This is a genomic window from Pseudomonas fluorescens, assembly GCF_902497895.1.
Taxonomy (GTDB): Bacteria; Pseudomonadota; Gammaproteobacteria; order Pseudomonadales; family Pseudomonadaceae; genus Aquipseudomonas; species Aquipseudomonas fluorescens_BP.
This window is the reverse complement of sequence record NZ_CABVHQ010000003.1, coordinates 59,353-76,377: the sequence shown is the minus strand read 5'-3', so window position 1 is coordinate 76,377 and position 17,025 is coordinate 59,353. Positions and strand designations below refer to the sequence as shown.

General features: G+C 59.2%; 12 protein-coding genes. All 12 read right to left on the bottom strand.

The genetic code is table 11. The features are described from left to right. Positions 1 to 120: 120 nt before the first annotated feature. The 12 genes from F8N21_RS02215 to yaaA all read right to left on the bottom strand — a co-directional run bounded on the left by F8N21_RS02215 (position 121) and on the right by yaaA (position 16,878). Entirely contained in the window at positions 121 to 774 is a 654-nt protein-coding gene (locus F8N21_RS02215; protein WP_150640558.1) for an alginate O-acetyltransferase AlgF, read from the bottom strand. A 16-nt stretch (positions 775 to 790) separates the two neighbouring features. Then, entirely contained in the window at positions 791 to 1,966 is a 1,176-nt protein-coding gene (locus F8N21_RS02210; RefSeq protein ID WP_150640557.1) for an alginate O-acetyltransferase, read from the bottom strand. An 11-nt stretch (positions 1,967 to 1,977) separates the two neighbouring features. After that, complete coding sequence (locus F8N21_RS02205) at positions 1,978 to 3,537, bottom strand: MBOAT family O-acyltransferase (RefSeq protein ID WP_150640556.1); 1,560 nt, start codon at positions 3,535 to 3,537, stop codon at positions 1,978 to 1,980. Positions 3,538 to 3,817: 280 nt separating this feature from the next. Beyond that, positions 3,818 to 4,954 carry a mannuronate-specific alginate lyase gene (locus F8N21_RS02200; protein ID WP_150640555.1) on the bottom strand — a complete coding sequence of 379 codons (1,137 nt, stop codon included), beginning with the start codon at positions 4,952 to 4,954 and terminating at the stop codon, positions 3,818 to 3,820. Between the two features lie 8 nt (positions 4,955 to 4,962). Then, entirely contained in the window at positions 4,963 to 6,411 is a 1,449-nt protein-coding gene (locus F8N21_RS02195; RefSeq protein ID WP_150640554.1) for an alginate O-acetyltransferase, read from the bottom strand. Positions 6,412 to 6,421: 10 nt separating this feature from the next. After that, the gene (algG, locus tag F8N21_RS02190; protein WP_150640553.1) at positions 6,422 to 7,999 is read right to left on the bottom strand and encodes a mannuronan 5-epimerase AlgG; all 1,578 of its coding nucleotides are present in this window, start codon (positions 7,997 to 7,999) and stop codon (positions 6,422 to 6,424) included. 26 nt (positions 8,000 to 8,025) lie between these two features. Further along, positions 8,026 to 9,516, bottom strand: coding sequence for an alginate export family protein (locus F8N21_RS02185; protein ID WP_150640552.1), 1,491 nt, complete (start codon positions 9,514 to 9,516; stop codon positions 8,026 to 8,028). Beyond that, positions 9,513 to 10,937, bottom strand: a complete 1,425-nt coding sequence (gene algK, locus F8N21_RS02180) for an alginate biosynthesis TPR repeat lipoprotein AlgK (protein WP_224788152.1) — start codon at positions 10,935 to 10,937, stop codon at positions 9,513 to 9,515. Before algK ends, F8N21_RS02185 begins: the two co-directional genes overlap by 4 nt. Before the next feature lie 87 nt (positions 10,938 to 11,024). After that, positions 11,025 to 12,197 carry an alginate biosynthesis protein Alg44 gene (locus F8N21_RS02175; protein ID WP_150640657.1) on the bottom strand — a complete coding sequence of 391 codons (1,173 nt, stop codon included), beginning with the start codon at positions 12,195 to 12,197 and terminating at the stop codon, positions 11,025 to 11,027. 47 nt (positions 12,198 to 12,244) lie between these two features. Beyond that, positions 12,245 to 13,726 carry a mannuronan synthase gene (gene alg8 / locus F8N21_RS02170; RefSeq protein WP_412071617.1) on the bottom strand — a complete coding sequence of 494 codons (1,482 nt, stop codon included), beginning with the start codon at positions 13,724 to 13,726 and terminating at the stop codon, positions 12,245 to 12,247. A 244-nt stretch (positions 13,727 to 13,970) separates the two neighbouring features. Then, on the bottom strand, positions 13,971 to 15,287 hold the full coding sequence (locus tag F8N21_RS02165) for a nucleotide sugar dehydrogenase (RefSeq protein ID WP_150640549.1): 1,317 nt from the start codon (positions 15,285 to 15,287) through the stop codon (positions 13,971 to 13,973). An 811-nt stretch (positions 15,288 to 16,098) separates the two neighbouring features. Then, on the bottom strand, positions 16,099 to 16,878 hold the full coding sequence (gene yaaA / locus F8N21_RS02160) for a peroxide stress protein YaaA (RefSeq protein WP_150640548.1): 780 nt from the start codon (positions 16,876 to 16,878) through the stop codon (positions 16,099 to 16,101). Positions 16,879 to 17,025 lie beyond the last annotated feature (147 nt).

Genomic DNA, 17,025 nt, shown 5'->3' with positions numbered 1-17,025 from the left:
CGTTTTCAATAACGCCGAAGATCAAAAGATCGCAGCCTGCGGCAGCTCCTACAGGGACCGTGTATCAACCATTCGGTTGAGCGGTCCCGAGGGGGCGGCGTTAACCCTCCGGAAAATTGATTAGCGCGTCGAAACCGGGCGTTTTACCCAGACTGGCGACAGGCTGGTGCCGCTGCCAGTGACGTAGAGCACGGCGGCTTCACCACGTTCCAGGGCAACTGGTTTGACTTCGCCGACTTTCTTCTCGCCTTCATACAGGGCGAAGCTGACTTTCACCGGGTTGATTTCACGCTCGCCACGGCCTTTGGCGGCCACGGTCGGGATTACTTCGGTTTTGCCGTCGGCGGTTTTCAGGGTCAGCGGTTTGTCGCTGAGGTTCTGCACGCGCACCAGGGATTTCTGCTTGTTTTTGAACGGTGGTTCTTCGATCAATTGTGGCTTGCCGCCGGCGTTGTTGACCAGGGTGTAATAGTGGTCGCCGGCCAGTTTCACGGGCAGGGTCTGGCTGCCGACCTTGGCGCTGTAGTCGCCGCCAGGCATGAAGCTGAAGTCACTGCTGCCCAGCGGAGCGACTTCGCTGAGGTTGGTAGTACCAACCGTGGCGCTGACTTCCTGATTGCTGGCGTTGTAGATACGCACGAAGCTGGAGCCTTTCGGTGCGGTCGGGCCGTAGAGCGCGGCGTCACCGGCGAAGGCTTGCATCGACAACAGGCTGACGCCGGCAACGAGGGCGAAGGTCTTGGCGAGACGACGAGGAGTAGTCGTGAAAGTCATGTGTAGTACCTCTCTTTCAGTTTTGCGCCCGATCGGGCGTCTCGGATTTGGTGTTTGTAGCAAGGTTTTGTTGGCGCGTACCGGCTTCTTTGAGTGCTGCGACCCACTGTGGGTCGGCATCGCCGATTTCGTTGTTCACGGGCAGATAGCGTTCCGGGAATTCCCAGATCAGCACCTGTGGCGGACTGTCTTTGAAGGCAGCGCTTTTCAGGTAGCTGAGCATGGGCAGAATCGGGCCGTGGCCGTCTTCCGAGTAATTCACCACGTCACTTTTCAGGGCCTCTTTCAAGGCTCCGACGAAATTCCAGTTAGGGTTGGCGCTGTAGCTGGTGCCGATCAATGCCACCGGGACTTCGCTTTCGGCGAACAGGGCGTCATCAGCAACCGGCTGGTCTTCAGCGACTCGAGTGGTGCGTTTTTCCAGCGGCTCTTGTGGCGGCATAAGATTGCTGAACAGCGGATCCAGCGGCAGGAACAGAGTCAGGTCGCCTTTGTGCTGTTCGGTTTTCTCGGCTTCGGTCACGAAGCGTTGCGGCTCGCCATTGAGTGGGGTTTTCTCGGCAATCGCTGCCGCCAATTGCTTGGCTGCGATCTCGGCGCCGGTCGGAGTCCAGTGAGTGTCGGTGCGCAGGAACACTTGCTCACCGCTTTGCTTGGCCTGTTGCATCGGGCCGAGCAGGTCGGGAGCGAGGATCTTGTTCGCCGCGACATGGGCGTGGAAGTCCTGGTACAGATCGGCGTGGATGCTGGCAGGGCGCACATCGCTCAGGTGTTCCGGGTACAGGCGCACCTTGGCCGGAACAATCGCCATCACCAGTTTCACGCCGCGCTCTTTGAGCACCTGACGCACGCCTTCGACCAGCGCGTAGTTGCCTTGCAGGTTCTGGTCTTCGTTGACGATCGGGTTGAATTCCTCATCGCTGTACAACCATTGATCGCGACCGAGCACTACGCCCGGACGACCTTCATTGAACAACTTGAAATCCAGCGCCGCCCAGAGGTTGGTACCCAGGCGTTTGATCGGGAACTCTTCGTCGTAGTGAGTCTCCACGGCCTTGGTCCAGCGACCGTTGAGCACCGTGGTCTCGGCAGTGGTGCTGAAGCCGAAGAAACTGCGCGTCGACCAGACGCCCAAGGCGAGCAGCACGGCCATAAACAGGACGACATAGAGGATGCGTAATGAGCGGGTCATGGTCGGCTCCCTCAGAACTGGAAGTAAAGGAACGGCGAGAAGCTTTGCGCCGAGAGTTTGAGAATCGATGCGACGAACAGCAGCAGTACCAGGGCGCGCATTGCGTAGCGCGGCCAATCGGCAGCCCAATAGGCAGGTTGCACCATTGCATCGGTGCCGACGGTGTAGCCCGGCTGGTGAATGCTGTCTGCGGCATCACCCGGTACGGCTTTGATCAGGCCAGGTTGCGCGGTGGCCGGGCCATTGGCTTCGGTATCCACGGCAGGCTTGGCTTTTGGCCGGTTGCTGTAGAAGTCCCGCAGGCCAAAGAACGCCAGGGTTGCGTAAGCCAACACCAGGGTCGCGATTTGCAGACCGGTGAGGCTCGCGGCGTTGAGTTCCGACAGCGACCATTCGTTGAAGCTGAACATGGCGCCGTACATACGACCGGCGACGTGCAGGTTTTCCGAACGGAAGATTACCCAGCCCATGACCACCAGCAGGAAGGTCAGCGCCCAGCGGATCGGGTTGAAGCTGTACGGCGAGGTGTTCAGACCCAGGGCCTTTTCAATCGCCAGCCACATGCCGTGCCAGGCACCCCAGATGATGTAGGTGATGTTCGCACCGTGCCACAGACCGCCGAGCAACATGGTCAGGAACAGGTTGCGGTAGGTGGTCAGCGTGCCTTTACGGTTGCCGCCCAGGGTGATGTACAGGTAGTCACGCAGCCAGGTGGACAGGCTGATGTGCCAGCGCCGCCAGAACTCGGTGATCGACTGGCTGATGTACGGCTGTTTGAAGTTTTCCATGAAGCGGAAACCCATCATCAAGCCCAGGCCGATGGCCATGTCGCTGTAGCCGGAGAAGTCAAAGTACAGCTGTGCGGTGTAGGCCAGCGCGCCGAGCCAGGCATCCCCGGTAGTCGGGTTCTGCAAGGCGAAGCAATGGTCGGCCACGACCGCCAGGGTGTCGGCGATGAAGACCTTCTTGATGAAGCCCTGCATGAACCGCGTGGCACCTTCGGAGAACTTGTCGAGGGTGTGGGTGCGATTGTTGAACTGATCGGCCAGGTCGCGGAAACGCAACACCGGGCCGGCAATCAAGTGCGGGAAGATCGCCACGAACGCCGCAAAGTCGATCAGGTTGCGGGTGGCCGGGGTGTCGCCGCGGTAGACGTCGATGATGTAGCTGATGGACTCGAAGATGTAGAACGAGATCCCGATCGGCAGCAGCACGTGAGTCAGGATGAACGGCGAAAGACCGACCGACGTCATCATCGCGTTGATGCTGTCCACGCCGAAGTTGGCGTACTTGAAGTAGCCGAGGATGCACAAATCCACCACCACGCCGAGCAACAGCCAGCGTTGCGCAGGTTTGGTGCGAACTCCGGCAGCTCCGACTTTCAGGCCGATCCAGTAGTTCCACAGGGTGACGGCCATGAACAGCGCCAGGAAGTCTATTCGCCACCAGGCGTAGAACATGTAGCTGGCAATCAGCAGCAGCAGATTGCGATAGCGTTGCCCGCTCAAATAGTACAAGCCGAGAAAGATCGGCAAGAACAGAAACAGGAACACATTGGATGAAAAAACCATCCCGACTCTCCGTGTTTATCCAACAGTTAAGGGCCGAAGCCCCCCCAAACCCCCCCACGAAAATCGGGGAGGTTGTATTGCATTTGAAACTGACCTGGCTCTAATGCCAGGCGCTTACCTGTGGCGAGGGGGCTTGCCCCCGTCGGCCGGTCCGCGCTCGGGCGAAGCAGTCGTAGAACCTGCTTGCGCGTTCTGACTGAAGCACCGCGTTGGCAGGTTTTGGGGGCGCTGCGCACCCCAGCGGGGCAAGCCCCCTCGCCACAGGGGAAAGCGTTCAGCCTTACGAACCCTTGTTGCCTTTCTCATGACTCGGGTCATAGACCTTGGTCAGGTCACCACCGAGGCGGAAGGTCTTGAACGGTTGCATCTCGCGTTTGCGTTCAAGCACATCGGCCGGGCAGGTGTAGAGGCTGCAGAAGGGTTCGAGCCAGGCGAATTTCGAGTCGACCTTGAGGTCGGTCATGTCCTGTTCTTCACCGTTCTTTTCTTCGAACTCGTCAGGATCCTCGACGCCGGCCAGCACTCGGTCACCCAGGCGTTTCAGCGCACCGTTGTTTTCCGGACGCACATCCAGACCGTTGGCCTGAGCAAAGCTGGCGATCATCGCCAGCGGCGGCAGGGCATAGTTGTGATAGGCGAGGGCGCGCTTCTGACGCTTGAGCTCGTTAGGCAGGAAACCGTCGGCGTCGACCTGGTTCGCGGCGACTTTGTATTCCTTCACTGCCCAGTCGAACAGATCGCGGCGATCGGTCGCGACCGCAGTGGCCATGACTGACCAGGCTGCCCAGTACGAATGGTTGTTGGTTTTTTCCAACGGCAGGTTGTCCCAGTCACTGACTACCTGATCGGCCATTTTGCTGAACCATGCTTCGATCTGTTGCGACTCTTGCGGGTGGTTCGCCAACGGATGGCTGTCAGAAAACTTCAAGCGAACATAGGACGAGGCCATGCTGCCCAGCGCCCATTTGCGCATCGACATGCCGGTATGGTTGAAGTCCTTGGACATCAGCGCATCGGCCTTGGCCCAACCCGTCAACCAGCCCAAGGTGCACTCGAGTTGTTCCGGACGGCCATCGCGCATGAACTGCATCACCTGTTTGCTGATGCCACGCTCCAGTTTGGTGATGTCGGCGGTGGCGCCACGGAAGGCTTTTTCCGATTCTGTATTGAGCGTCGAGCGGGCCTTGTCGGAGCCTTCGTATTTACTGCGAAATTGCAGTTTCTGGGTGTAGGGCGTCGGCATGCTTTCGCAGCTTTGGGCCTTGTCACCGGTCTTGAATTTTTCCACCGGCGCGTAGTAGCCCTGAGGCGGGCGCAGTGGTGCGGCGGCCTGTGCGGTGCCGGCGAAAATCGCCAGCCCCAGCAGAGTCGGCGCCAGCAGCTTTTTCATCGTCAGTGTTCGAGTTCCAGTGTGCATTGGTAACCTCATTGCCCTGCCTGAGCGGTACGTTGCTCAGCGCTTGGGAACACGTTGCGTTTGCATACTTTCGCTTCGACCTTCTGCGCAGTGGCACCCGCTTCCGGACCCTGGACCTCTACGGCCAGCAGGGTCTGCGAGGCCCAATCTTCGTCAGTGCGCAGTTCAAAGGCGAAACGCCCGTCGGTGTCGGATGTTTCCGGTTTTTCGATCTTGATGTCCTCGTGGCGCCCGTTCATGTACCAGAGGGTGGCTTGCATGGTTTTCACCGACGGGTCGGCGAAGCGGATGTCGACCTGATGATTGCTGTTACGCAGGTCCAGGTTCTTGCTGTTGACCATCAGCTCGTTCTTGCCGGGCTTGAGGGTGGTGCTGCCGCTCATCTGCGCTTCTTTGCCTTCGCAGCCGTTGTCGAGCAGCGCCATCATCTGTCGATATGTGGTTTCCTGGTCCAGGCGATAAAGTGGCGAGAATTCCCAGATGAGAATCTTCGGTGGTTTTTTCTGGAACTCTTCGCTGCCCAGGTACTGCAGCATCGAACCTTCCAGGCCACCGCCGGGGAATGCCACGTTGAGAATGTCGGCGCCGATGGCTTCTTCCAGGAAACCGGCGAAGTTGTAGTTCTTGCCACTGTGGCTGGTACCGACCAGGGTGATTTCCGGATTTCCGGATTCGCCGAACAGATCGCCATCGGCCGCTTCGCCTTTTGGCTCGGTGGTGAATTGATCCATGTACTGGATCGCGTAGCTAGTGCCACAGAGTTGACCAGCCATATTGTGTAACGTTCCAGTCTTGCCCATGCGACCTGACTTATGGGACTCGAATTCGCGCTTGGGAATGTCCGCGAAGGCCGGAATTTGCTTGACCTTTTCACCGACGATTTTCGCTGTACGCTGGGCGCCGTAAGGGGTCCAGTGCTGATCGCCACGGAAGTAGAAATCGTGGGCGGTCGTTTCGTCGGGCAATTGCTCATTGGTCAGCGGCGACAGGTCCGGCACCACATAACCCATCGCGGCGAAACGCCCGAGCATGGTTTTGTAGTTGCGCAGCGCCTTGTCGAAATCGAACCTGGCTTTGTCTTCCGGGTTCAGCTTGTTGCGGTTCACCAGGCCACGGGTCGGCTGGTAAACCACTACCAGTTCCACGCCTTTGCTCTTGAACGCATCGTGCAGTTGCTTCATGCGCTTGTAGCCGGCGGGCGTGGTGTCGAACTCGGTACGCAGGTCTTCCTGGGTCCGGAACAACCAGTCGCCCTGTGCCTGCACCAGCGTGGTGAAGTTCTGCTGATAGCGAGTGGTGTAGTTCTTCGCGTCGTGCGCTTCCGGGCACAGGTTGCAGCACGGCTCGGCGGTGAAATTCGGCGCCTGGGCCTCATCGGCACGTGCGCCTGCGCTGGCGGCGAGAATCGCCGCGGTCAGGCCCGAAAGGCTGAGTAGTTTGATCAAGTGTGGGTGCATAAGATTATCCTCAGTCCCGCATATCGGTCTGGCGTTCGACAGGGTCGATCAGCACAGCTTTCTGCTGGCGTACCAGCAGGTCGAGAATTTCATTCTGGCGCTCGCCGAGAATCCCCGAGAAGCTGATCCCGCTGGATTTGGTCGGAGCAAGCATCGATACCCGGTACAACTCGACGCTCAGCGGCGAGTCGATGGACAGCGGGCCACTGCCGTTGGCGGCGAGTTCACCGCCCACCAGAATCAGCGAGACCTGGGCGTCGAACGGATCGAGATCGATGTCGCGGTCGGTATCGGTCAAGTCTTTGATGTGCCCGAACACCCCGGTCAGGCCGTTGCTCATGGAGATGTTTTCGTACAGGCGAATGTTCACGCTGTTACGCACACGAATGCCGTGGCGCTTGTTGCTGATCACCTTGTTGCCCCACAGGAGGTTGTTGCCACTCTCGTAGAGCGTGATGCCGTCGGTCTCGTTGCGGTAGATCTCATTGTCGGCGATCAGGTTGTTGACGCTGTTACGGTCGATCACCAGGCCTGACAACTTGTTCTCGTAGCTGCGGTTGTTGAAGATGAAGCTGTCGTTGACCTCACGGGAAATAATGATCCCGTGCTTCTTCTTGGTCCCGTACACCGTGTTATCGGCGATGATCAGGCCGTGGGAACGGTCATGGGGGTCAATGCCGTAGACGATGTTGTCGCGATAGGTATTGCCCTTGACCACGAAACCCGTGGTTTCGTAGCAGTAGAAGCCGTACCACATGTCCGAGAACTCCGAACCGACGATCCAGCCGGTGGGTTCAGCGCGCTTGAGCACCTTGGCCATGTTCGGCGTGTACTGGGAAATACTCACACCGTAGGACTTACTGTTGGCATAGCCGAAGCTGGCCATTTTGCTGTTGACGATGTAGGTCTCGGTGCCGCCCCAGGACAGCAGGAACGGACGAAATTCCTTCGGCGAGCGGAAGGTCGCCGGAGCGTTTTCCTTTTCGCGCCAGCCGGTGATTTTGGTATCACGCACGAACAGCTGGCCATCGTTGACCAGGAACGAACCGGCTTCCTGGGACAGGCGCAACTCTTGCGTCTGTTTGTCGATTTCGAGGATGCCTTTGTTGCCCACCACTATCGGCAGTTTCGCCAGGAACACACCCGGCGAGGTCTCGCTGAAGTACTGCTTGGGCAGCTTCTTGCTCAGGTCCTTGAGGTTGATGTAACCGTCGTCGATAAAGATCGCCTGAGGGATACCGTGCTGACGCACCACCCACTCGGCCATCTTGTTGTCGCCGCCGATAAAGTCCTTCAGCGCATTCTCTTGCATCATCCGTCGAACGCTGACCTTGCCCGCTTTGCTGCGCACAATCTTCGCCGCCACGGCCTCGGCGGTGTAGCCGGAGAGGTCGGGCAGTTTCGGTTTGGCCAGGTCCAGCGGCGCGGTCGGCGCGCTGGTGACGGTGTAGGTATTCGCTTGTTGCAGGCCCTTGGCCACGGTCGCCGGCTTGCTCGCCGGTTCGACACTGGCAAAGGCTGCCGCACTGGCCAGCAGCAGTGCGCCGGCCAACAGGCTGATCGAGCCCTTGATGGCTTGACTATTCATCTCACGCACTCCTTTGGCACTTCGCATCAGAACTTCCAGACGACATCGACAAAGGCACGGTGCATGTACGAGTCGACGTCTTTGCCATAGGCATCGCCGGGCTTGAACACGCCGCCGCGCAAACGCACCAGCGCCGCAGGTTCATCGATCGACTGGCTCAGGCCAGCCGGCAGCAGGCCTTGCTTGAAGTACTTGGTGAGCACCAGGTCCACTTCCTGACCGAGGTCTTTCTTGCCGTTTTTCGGCAGCGCCATGGTGGTCATCTCGCCGAGGGCAAGGTCCTCATTATTCTGGATATTCTCGACAGCGTTGATGCCGTTGCTGCCGACTTCCTTGTTGCCATCGACGCGCCAGAACTTGTGGTAGACCAGGCTGGCGTCGTATTCGTCGTTGTGCATCCAGGAGCCGAACAGGGTGGCGGATTGCATGTTGCTCATTTCGCCACGGAAGGCCTCACCGAAACGATGCACTCGCGAGCGGGTGCCGGTGTAGTTCGAACGGTTGCTTTCCAGACCGTTCTGTTCGTATTCGGCACTGGCGCGGGCGTAGGCCCCACCGACTTGCCAGTTCGGATCGAGGCGCAGACGCAGACCCATATCAGTGGCCCAGCCGTTGACGCTGCCACTGTTTTTGGCTTGTGCCGGGGCGGTGTTATCGGGATCCAGCGGGTTGACGGTGTCGCGGTCGCCGGACATACCGGTGACGCTGCCCCAGTAGTTGAGGGTGTTGGTGTTGCGATAGTTGTAGGCGTCGCTGTTGGCTTCCAGACCAAGCCAGGTCAGGTCGCCGTTCTTTGTCTTGTCCAGCGAGTCGGCGGCTACGCCAGGAGTCGGGTAGTCCAGCTTGCCGTCATCATGGGTGTGGTGGCCGCGCACGCCGACCCAATTGCCGGGTGTCCATTGAGTCGAGATATCGCCGAAGACGTGCAGGCGATCCTTGTCTTGGGGCGACAGCTCGGTCAGGTCGGTGCGGTATTCGCTGAAGCGCTCGGCGACACCGACGTTGGCTTTCAACAAGGTGGTGTCGAAGGTCCAGGCCAGGGCTTCGATGTTGGTGTCACGCCATTGGCCGTCATCGTTGTGCAGGCGTTGGCGACCGAGCTTCAGGATCTCGCCGGGGTAAGGCGTCAGGCCGCTGTAGCCGACCCAGAATTCGCGCATCGCCAGGTAGTTCTTTTTGCTCTTGCGATCACCGTTGTCGGTGGCCTGGGGGCCGTCGCTGTCGGACTGTTGCAGGGTGTCGGTCTCGATGATGTCAGTCGAGGTCACGGCCTGGCCCATGGCATAGGCGCTCCAGCTACCGCTTTCGCCGTAGATCCAGGGACGCAGGTCGAGGCCGACGCCGTTGACGTCGCCGCCCTTTTGGGTGCCGAGGTCGCGGTCATCTTCCGATTGGCCGGTGGCTTTCACGTCAAGACCGTAGTTCTTCTCGTCGGTCAGGGCGGCCAGAGTCGGGCAGGACCACAGCAGGGCGAAGCCCAGGCCAATGCCAGCTTGCACAAATGGATTCAACTTCATAGGGATTCCTCGCCGTCTTCTTCTTGCAGGGCGTGCAGGTCCAACGTGTCCTTGCTCAAACCGCTACGCATGGCCTGCTCTTGTTGCAACAGGCGTTGAGCCTCGGCACGTTGGGCAGGCGGCAGCTGGGCTTCGAGTGTTTGTGCAAGCTCGGTGGCTTGCGGGGTGTTCGTGGCCTTGGCCAGTTGGCTGAAGACATAGGCATTGACCGGGTTAGGTCGAGTGCCCTTGCCTTGGGAGAACAACTGGGCGATGGCAAAGTCGGCGCTGTTCTGGCCATTGCGGGCGGCAGTCAGCAAGTGCGACAGGGCTTTGTCCGGGTAGACCTTGCCGAGGTAGCCACGGCGATAGATCTGGCCCAGGTAGTAATCGGCGGCGACTTCACGGCCGACAGCTTTCTGGAAATGCGCCTGAGCCTGTTTGGCGTCGGCCGGGACCCACTTACCTTCGTAATAGAGTTTGCCCAGCAGCAGTTCGGCGCGCGGCTGGTCGGCGGCGCGGCCGCTGTCCAGATACTGCATCATCTTGTCGACGTCGCCCAGTTCGGGGAAGTCGTAGAGCAGTTGCGCCAGGCTGACCCAGGAAGCGGGGTAGACCGGGGCGATTTGTTCGAGCAGGGTCTGCGCGGTTTTTTCGTCGGTGGCGCCGAGAGTGGCATCACCGAGGACCCGAGCGACGCTGTCCATCCGCTGTGCCGAAACCGTGCCAGCGCTGTAACCGGCTTGCAGCTGTTTGAGCAGTTCGGCCTGTTGCTCGGGCTGGGCGCGTTTCTGGTAGACGGTGGCCAGCTCGACGTAGCAGATGTCGGTGGTGTGCAACGCCGCCTTGCAGATGGTTTCGACCTCGCCCAGGTTCTGGTCGTAGGTGCCCTGGGTGCGATAGAGCAGCACCTGGGCCAGACCCGCTTCAGGGTAACCGGCAGTGCGCCACTGGCTGATCTGTTGCTGGGCGTTGACGTTCGGGAAGCTGTGCGGGTATTGCAGGTACAGCATCGCCAGCGGAATCAGGGTATTGCCTTCACCATTGGCGAAGGCTTTTTTCAGCAGGCCTTCGGCTTCGTGGCGTTCGGCCTCGCTGGCACCGGGCTTGGCCATCAGCAGACGCCCGAGACGGGCCTGAGCCCGTGGCGAGCTGTCGACGGCGGAGCGGTAAGTCGCTTCGGCCTGTTTCATCTGCGCCGGGTCGCGGCTGTCCACCTGGATATCAGCCAGGCCGACCTGTGCATCGCTGTAGCCCAGCTCTGCCAGCTGCTGGTAGTTTTGCGACGCCAGCGCAGTGTCGCCGCGCTTCATGGCTTCATTGGCCAGACGCTGGTCGGGCAAGCCGGCGCAACCGGCCAGGCTGACTGCCAATGCTAGCGCACACAGGTAGGTGCGGCCGCTACGCGACCGATCGCGAGCAAGCTCGCTCCCACAGGTCATTGCGTCGCTCTTGCAGGAGCGAGCTTGCTCGCGATCGAGTGCGCAGCACTCGTCAATGGGTAGGCTAGTCATAGGCATGTCCTCCGCTTAAAGACTGGCGGCCGTGGCTTTATCGATCAGCCAGTTCAGGGATGGTCCGCGATCGCTGGTCACTTCAACCGGGCTACCGGCCAAGGTGCTGTCCAGTGGTGCATCGGGCTTGATTTTCACGCGGATGTCGGACGACAGGTCGTTGCTGTTCAGGCTGGAGCTGCTGACGATCGTGCCGCGGCGTACCTGGTCTTCACCGGCCACCTGGAAGTTCACCGCGGTACCTGGACGTACGTCGCCGAACTGGCGATAGGAGAAGCGTGCTTCAACGTTGGCCTCGGTGTTACGCGGCACCAGTTCGAAGATCACGTCGCCTTTGCTGGCATACTGGCCGTCGGAAACGGTCTGCCGCGCCACGGTGCAATCACAGGGCGAGGTCAGGGTGCCGGTCATTTGCTTGCCGAACAGTTCTTCAACCTTGGACGGTTGCAACTGGTCTTCGGTCAGGTGGCCCTTGAGCACGTCGAGCATGCTGGTGCTGAAGGTCGCCAGCGGAGCGCCTTTGGCGGCGACGCCGTCAGCCTGGATCAGGCTTTGCACGGTGCCGTCACGGGGCATGGTGACGTTCATCGCCGGCACGCTGACCACCCCGGCCTGGGCGTGGCTGACGAAGTACATGCCGTAGACCGACTTGAAGATGAAGCCGAAGGCGGTCAGGCCGACGAGGAAAATCGCCAGGCTGAAGGTCACCGCACGCATGCGGCCCAGGGCGGACATGCCGTGGCCGCCGTCCTTGACCTTGCGCGCCTTGGTGAAGTTGTCGCGCTGCAGGGTGGCGAGCACTTCGCCCATGGTGACGATGTCACCGCTCAGGTGCGAGGTGATCAAGTGGCGCAGGGTCGAGATGTCTTGTTGGTCCAGTCTCTGGAACTGGCAACCGGTGCGGCCGGACTGACGATCGTAAGAGCGGACCTGCAGCTCGACGTCCATGGCCAGGCCCAGGTTGTCGATGACGAATTGCAGGCGAGCCTTGTGGACCGCGCCGATCTTCAGGTCCTTTTGTGGCCCGGCGTTAAAGCTCAGGCCGCCGGCGGACAGGTCTTCGACCCGCGCGATCATGGCAGCACCGGCGCTGTCGACGAAGCGCAGCTTGGCCGGGATTTTGACCCGGGCGTGCTGGCGCTGAGCTTCGGATTCATGCACCACGTTGGAGTTTGAGGCGGTATTCATTGGGCTGTTCATCGATGTAATTCCTAGTTAATTCAGGCGAGGCAGGGTCAGACCATCATCATCAACACGGCAACGAATATGCTGCCGGCGGAGAAGGTCATGGTCCGAGACGACCAAGTGTTGAACCAACGTTGAAAGCTGGCGAGATCACGGGTCAGTTTGGTGTCCTGGCGAGTCCAGGACTGTTGATCGAGGCGGAAGAACACGTAGATTTTCACCAGCGCGCCGACGATCTGGTTGTAATAGAGAATGATTGGATAGGCCGGTCCGATCTTGTGCCCCGAGCAGGACAGCAGCAGGGTCAGAATCAACCGGGTGATGCCGATCCACAGCAGGTACACCAGGATGAAGGCCATGCCGTATTTGAAGCTGGCGATGATCGCGACCGTCAGCCCGAGCAGGGAAGTCCACATCGACACCCGCTGGTCGAACAGCACGACCGAGGTGAACAAACCAAGACGCTTCATGCCCAGGCCCAGTGCCCGGGAGTTCTGCCGCAGGTTGTTGCCGTACCAGCGGAACATCAGCTTGCGACTGGCCTTGATGAAACTTTTTTCCGGCGGGTGCTCAACGGTATTGATCGCTGCGTCCGGCACGTAAAAGGTGTCGTAACCCAGGCGCATCAAGCTGAACCAGCTGGACTTGTCATCGCCGGTGAGGAACTTGAAGCGGCCCAGGCGCCAGTGTTGCAGCGAGTCGCTTTCGACGTCGGCGATGAAGTCCGGGTCGGTGACCACGGTGGCGCGAAACACCGACATGCGTCCGGTCATGGTCAGCACGCGCTTGGACAACGCCATCGAGCACATGTTGATGTGACGCTGGGCGAAGCGCAGTTTGTGCCACTCGGCCATGATGTAGCCGCCGCGCACTTCGCAGAACTCGTTGGTGGTCAGGCCGCCGACGTTGCCGAACAGCTGGAACCAGGGCACGGTTTTACGCACCACGCCCGGGGCCAGCACGGTGTCGCCATCGATCACTGCAACCACTGCACGGTCATCCGGCAGGTGGCGGGAGATGGCGCGGAAGCCGAAGGCCAGGCCGTCACGTTTGCCGGTCCCGGCGATGCGCACGAAGTCGAGCTTGACGTGGGGCGGCGGGTTCATTTTGGTCCAGAGGCTCTTGACCAGCAGCTCATCGGACATTTCCACCAGCGAACAGACCACGGTGGTCGGGAAGCCACATTCGATGGCTTCGCGGATCACCGAGCTGTAGACCTGAGCGGTGGTCAGCGCATCGATACGAAAGCTGGTGACCATCAGGAACACGTGGGACGGGTCTGACGCCTTGCCGAGCTTGCGCACTTTACGCCGCAGGTGCGGGTAGACCACGTACAGAAACAGCATGCCGCGCAGAAAGTGCGTGGCCCCCATGGAGTAGCGCCAGATGCCCACGACGCCAATCAGGAAGATGAAGTCCTTCGACTCGGAGTCGAATGTGGACGTAGGCAACGCAGCAGCGATGCCCAACAATAAACTTAGGTAAAACAGCCAACCGGCGGCCTGGAGTAGGCCGTGCTTTAGCCTGTGCATAATCTGCATCCGTCTCGATCTCGGGCGAGCCAGTGGGGTGGCCCGATGGGGTTAAGGCAGGCTTGTGAAAACTGGCGCCACCCGGTTTGGATAACGCCAGAATCCCCGTAGGAGCTGGCGAAGCCTGCGATCTTTTGATCTTTCGCTTGGGATTCAAGTGGATCTGGAAAGATCGCAGCCTCGTTTCACTCGACAGCTCCTACACAGCTCCTACACAGCTCCTACACAGCTCCTACAGACGTGTTTACCAGCAGATGCCTTCGGTGCGATCGCTCACGCTGGTGGCCTGGGACATGAAGCCGACCAGGTCGACCACTTGCTTGCCGGCAGGTGCGTTCTCAGCCAGGGCGCGGAACTTCTCGTCACGGTTGCCGAGGATGATCACGTCGGAATTGCCGATCACTGCATCGAAGTCCGAGTTGAGCAAGGACGAGACGTGAGGGATCTTCGACTCGATGTATTCCTTGTTCGCACCGTGGACGCGGGCGTATTCGACGTTGCTGTCGTAGATGCTCAGGTCGTAGCCTTTGCCGATCAGCATTTCCGCCAGCTCTACCAGCGGGCTTTCGCGCAGGTCATCGGTGCCGGCCTTGAAGCTCAAGCCCAGCAGGGCGACTTTGCGTTTGTCGTGGCTGGAGACGATGTCGAAGGCGTTCTGCACCTGGGACACGTTGCTGCGCATCAGCGAGTTGAGCAGCGGCGCTTCGACGTCCAGGGTACTGGCGCGGTAGGTCAGGGCGCGGACGTCCTTTGGCAGGCAAGAGCCGCCGAAGGCAAAGCCCGGACGCATGTAGTACTGGGACAGGTTGAGCGTCTTGTCCTGGCAGACCACTTCCATCACTTCGCGACCGTCGACGCCGACCGCTTTGGCGATGTTGCCGATCTCGTTGGCGAAGGTCACTTTGGTCGCATGCCAGACGTTGCAGGTGTACTTGATCATCTCGGCGACTTCGATGTCCTTGCGGATGATCGGAGCGTCGAGCTCTTCGTACAGCGATTGCAGAACATCACCGGAAGCAGTGTCGAACTCGCCGATCACGGTCATCGGTGGCAGGTCGTAGTCTGCGATCGCGGTGCTTTCACGCAGGAACTCAGGGTTGACCGCGACACCGAAGTCGACGCCGGCTTTCTTCCCGGAGCAGTCTTCGAGGATCGGGATCACCACATTCTTCACGGTGCCCGGCAATACGGTGCTGCGGACCACGATGGTGTGGCGGGTGGTCTTGTCACGCAGGACAAAACCGATCTCGCGGCATACTGCTTCGATGTAGTTGAGTTCCAGGTCGCCGTTCTTCTTGCTCGGCGTACCAACGCAAATCATCGACAGGTCGGTGTCACGAATCGCTTCGGCGAAGTTGGTGGTGCCACGCAGACGACCGGTCTGAATGCCCTGGGTCAGCAGCTCGCCCAGACCCGGTTCGACGATCGGCGATTTGCCGGCGTTGATCAGGTCAATCTTGTCTTTGGAGATGTCTACGCCAACGACCTCATGGCCCCGTGCAGACAAGCAGCCGGCACATACTGCACCGACGTAACCCAAACCAAATATGCTGATGCGCATCGCATTTACCTCTGTAATTTATTACGCCATTAGATGGCCGGAATTAATGATGTTCAGCGGTCATAGTGCACTCGAAAGTGTGACCGTAAGGCGCCACAGGCCGTGTGCAGGCATACTAAGTTCCGAGTGTCTAAATAAAGCACTCAAGGTGTGCGAAACTTGGCCTTGTTGTTATGACCTGCCCTGATATGCAGCCGGTCTTCCTCGGGAAGACATTCGTGCAAAGAATTTCTCGCACTCGATAGTTGACTTAAAGCCATTTAAATCAAGTGGTTATGCACTCAGGTGAGCGCAATTGTAGGGGCGCGGCCATGGCCTTATAGGGGATAGTGATGTTGTCTTATCTCCCGTCCTTCACGTTTGTTCCACCTCAGGGATCAGAGTGTCGAAGTTCATGTGACAACTTCGCTACGGTGATCGCCTTGCTACGTAAGTTATCTCGTACGTTCCCAAAGATAATCGTTACCGGTGGTATGAACGACTCATCTGGACATAGTTCCTGCCCGCCCATCCTGAAATCTGAAATTTCTTGAAATATTGCCAAAGATGGCACCGACTGCATATTGCTATCACTGGCCATATGGCCCTTTATTGACGGGGGATTGATCGATTTGGATGGGTATATGCCACTACTGGCAAAAAAAATAAGTGCCACTACAAAAAAAATCGACAAATTTCGAACGAATGAAAAGTTCAAAAAACATAAGAGGTATTTTTGACGCCATAAAAATGGCGTATTCGGCGGGGGAAATCGGAGGGGAATAGCGGTCGGCGCACGTGCCTTACAAATGACGTGCGCCGAAACAGTGCTTTATTCGGGGGCGTGGTCGCGCAGAAAAACCAGAGTGTCGGGTTTCGACTGTTCGGCACTGAAACGGTAGCCCTGGGCATCGAATTGCTTGAGCGCGGCAGGGTCGTTGATCCGCTCTTGAATAACAAAGCGGCTCATCATGCCTCGGGCCTTTTTCGCGTAGAAGCTGATGATTTTGTACTGGCCGTTTTTCAGGTCCTTGAACTCGGTATTGATGATCCGCGCGTTCAGGGCCGAGCGTTTGACCGCCGAGAAGTATTCGTTGGAAGCCAGGTTGAGCAGCAGGTCATCGCCTTGCTCGACCAGGGCCTGGTTCAGCCACTCGCTGATCCGGGTGCCCCAGAAAGCGTAAAGGTCCTTGCCACGGGCATTGACCAGTTTGGTGCCCATCTCCAGTCTGTACGGTTGCATCAGGTCGAGCGGGCGCAGCAGGCCGTACAGGCCCGACAACAGGCGCAGGTGCTGCTGGGCGTACTCGAAATCTGCCTCGCTGAAGGTTTCGGCATTCATACCGGTATACACATCGCCTTTGAACGCCAGCAGCGCCTGCTTGGCGTTGGCCTGGCTGAAGGCCGGGGTCCAGCTGCCGAAACGGGCGGCGTTGAGGCCGCCGATCTTGTCGGAAACGTGCATCAACTCACTGATCTGCGCCGGGCTCAGCTCGCGTAACTGCAGGATCAGCTCCTGGGAGTGATCGAGGTACTGCGGCTGGGTAAAGTGCTGGGTCACCGGCGGGGTCTGGTAATCGAGGGTCTTGGCTGGGGAAATCACCATCAGCATGAAGTCGTCTCCTGAAATCGTCGGGGGATTCTAGGGGGTTGACCGAGTTGACTCCAGTAATGGAGGTTATAGAGGGATCGACGGCGTCATTTGAAAAGATCGCAGCCTGCGGCAGCTCCTACGGGGACGGTGTTCACCTTTAACCGT

Coding starts and splice junctions, on each gene's coding strand:
- algK (WP_224788152.1), bottom strand. CDS start 10,937: ATGACCTGTGGGAGCGAGCTTGCTCGCGATCGGTCGCGTAGCGGCCGC.
- alg8 (WP_412071617.1), bottom strand. CDS start 13,726: ATGCACAGGCTAAAGCACGGCCTACTCCAGGCCGCCGGTTGGCTGTTT.
- F8N21_RS02175 (WP_150640657.1), bottom strand. CDS start 12,197: ATGAATACCGCCTCAAACTCCAACGTGGTGCATGAATCCGAAGCTCAG.
- F8N21_RS02200 (WP_150640555.1), bottom strand. CDS start 4,954: ATGCACACTGGAACTCGAACACTGACGATGAAAAAGCTGCTGGCGCCG.
- algG (WP_150640553.1), bottom strand. CDS start 7,999: ATGAATAGTCAAGCCATCAAGGGCTCGATCAGCCTGTTGGCCGGCGCA.
- yaaA (WP_150640548.1), bottom strand. CDS start 16,878: ATGCTGATGGTGATTTCCCCAGCCAAGACCCTCGATTACCAGACCCCG.
- F8N21_RS02210 (WP_150640557.1), bottom strand. CDS start 1,966: ATGACCCGCTCATTACGCATCCTCTATGTCGTCCTGTTTATGGCCGTG.
- F8N21_RS02215 (WP_150640558.1), bottom strand. CDS start 774: ATGACTTTCACGACTACTCCTCGTCGTCTCGCCAAGACCTTCGCCCTC.
- F8N21_RS02165 (WP_150640549.1), bottom strand. CDS start 15,287: ATGCGCATCAGCATATTTGGTTTGGGTTACGTCGGTGCAGTATGTGCC.
- F8N21_RS02195 (WP_150640554.1), bottom strand. CDS start 6,411: ATGCACCCACACTTGATCAAACTACTCAGCCTTTCGGGCCTGACCGCG.
- F8N21_RS02205 (WP_150640556.1), bottom strand. CDS start 3,537: ATGGTTTTTTCATCCAATGTGTTCCTGTTTCTGTTCTTGCCGATCTTT.
- F8N21_RS02185 (WP_150640552.1), bottom strand. CDS start 9,516: ATGAAGTTGAATCCATTTGTGCAAGCTGGCATTGGCCTGGGCTTCGCC.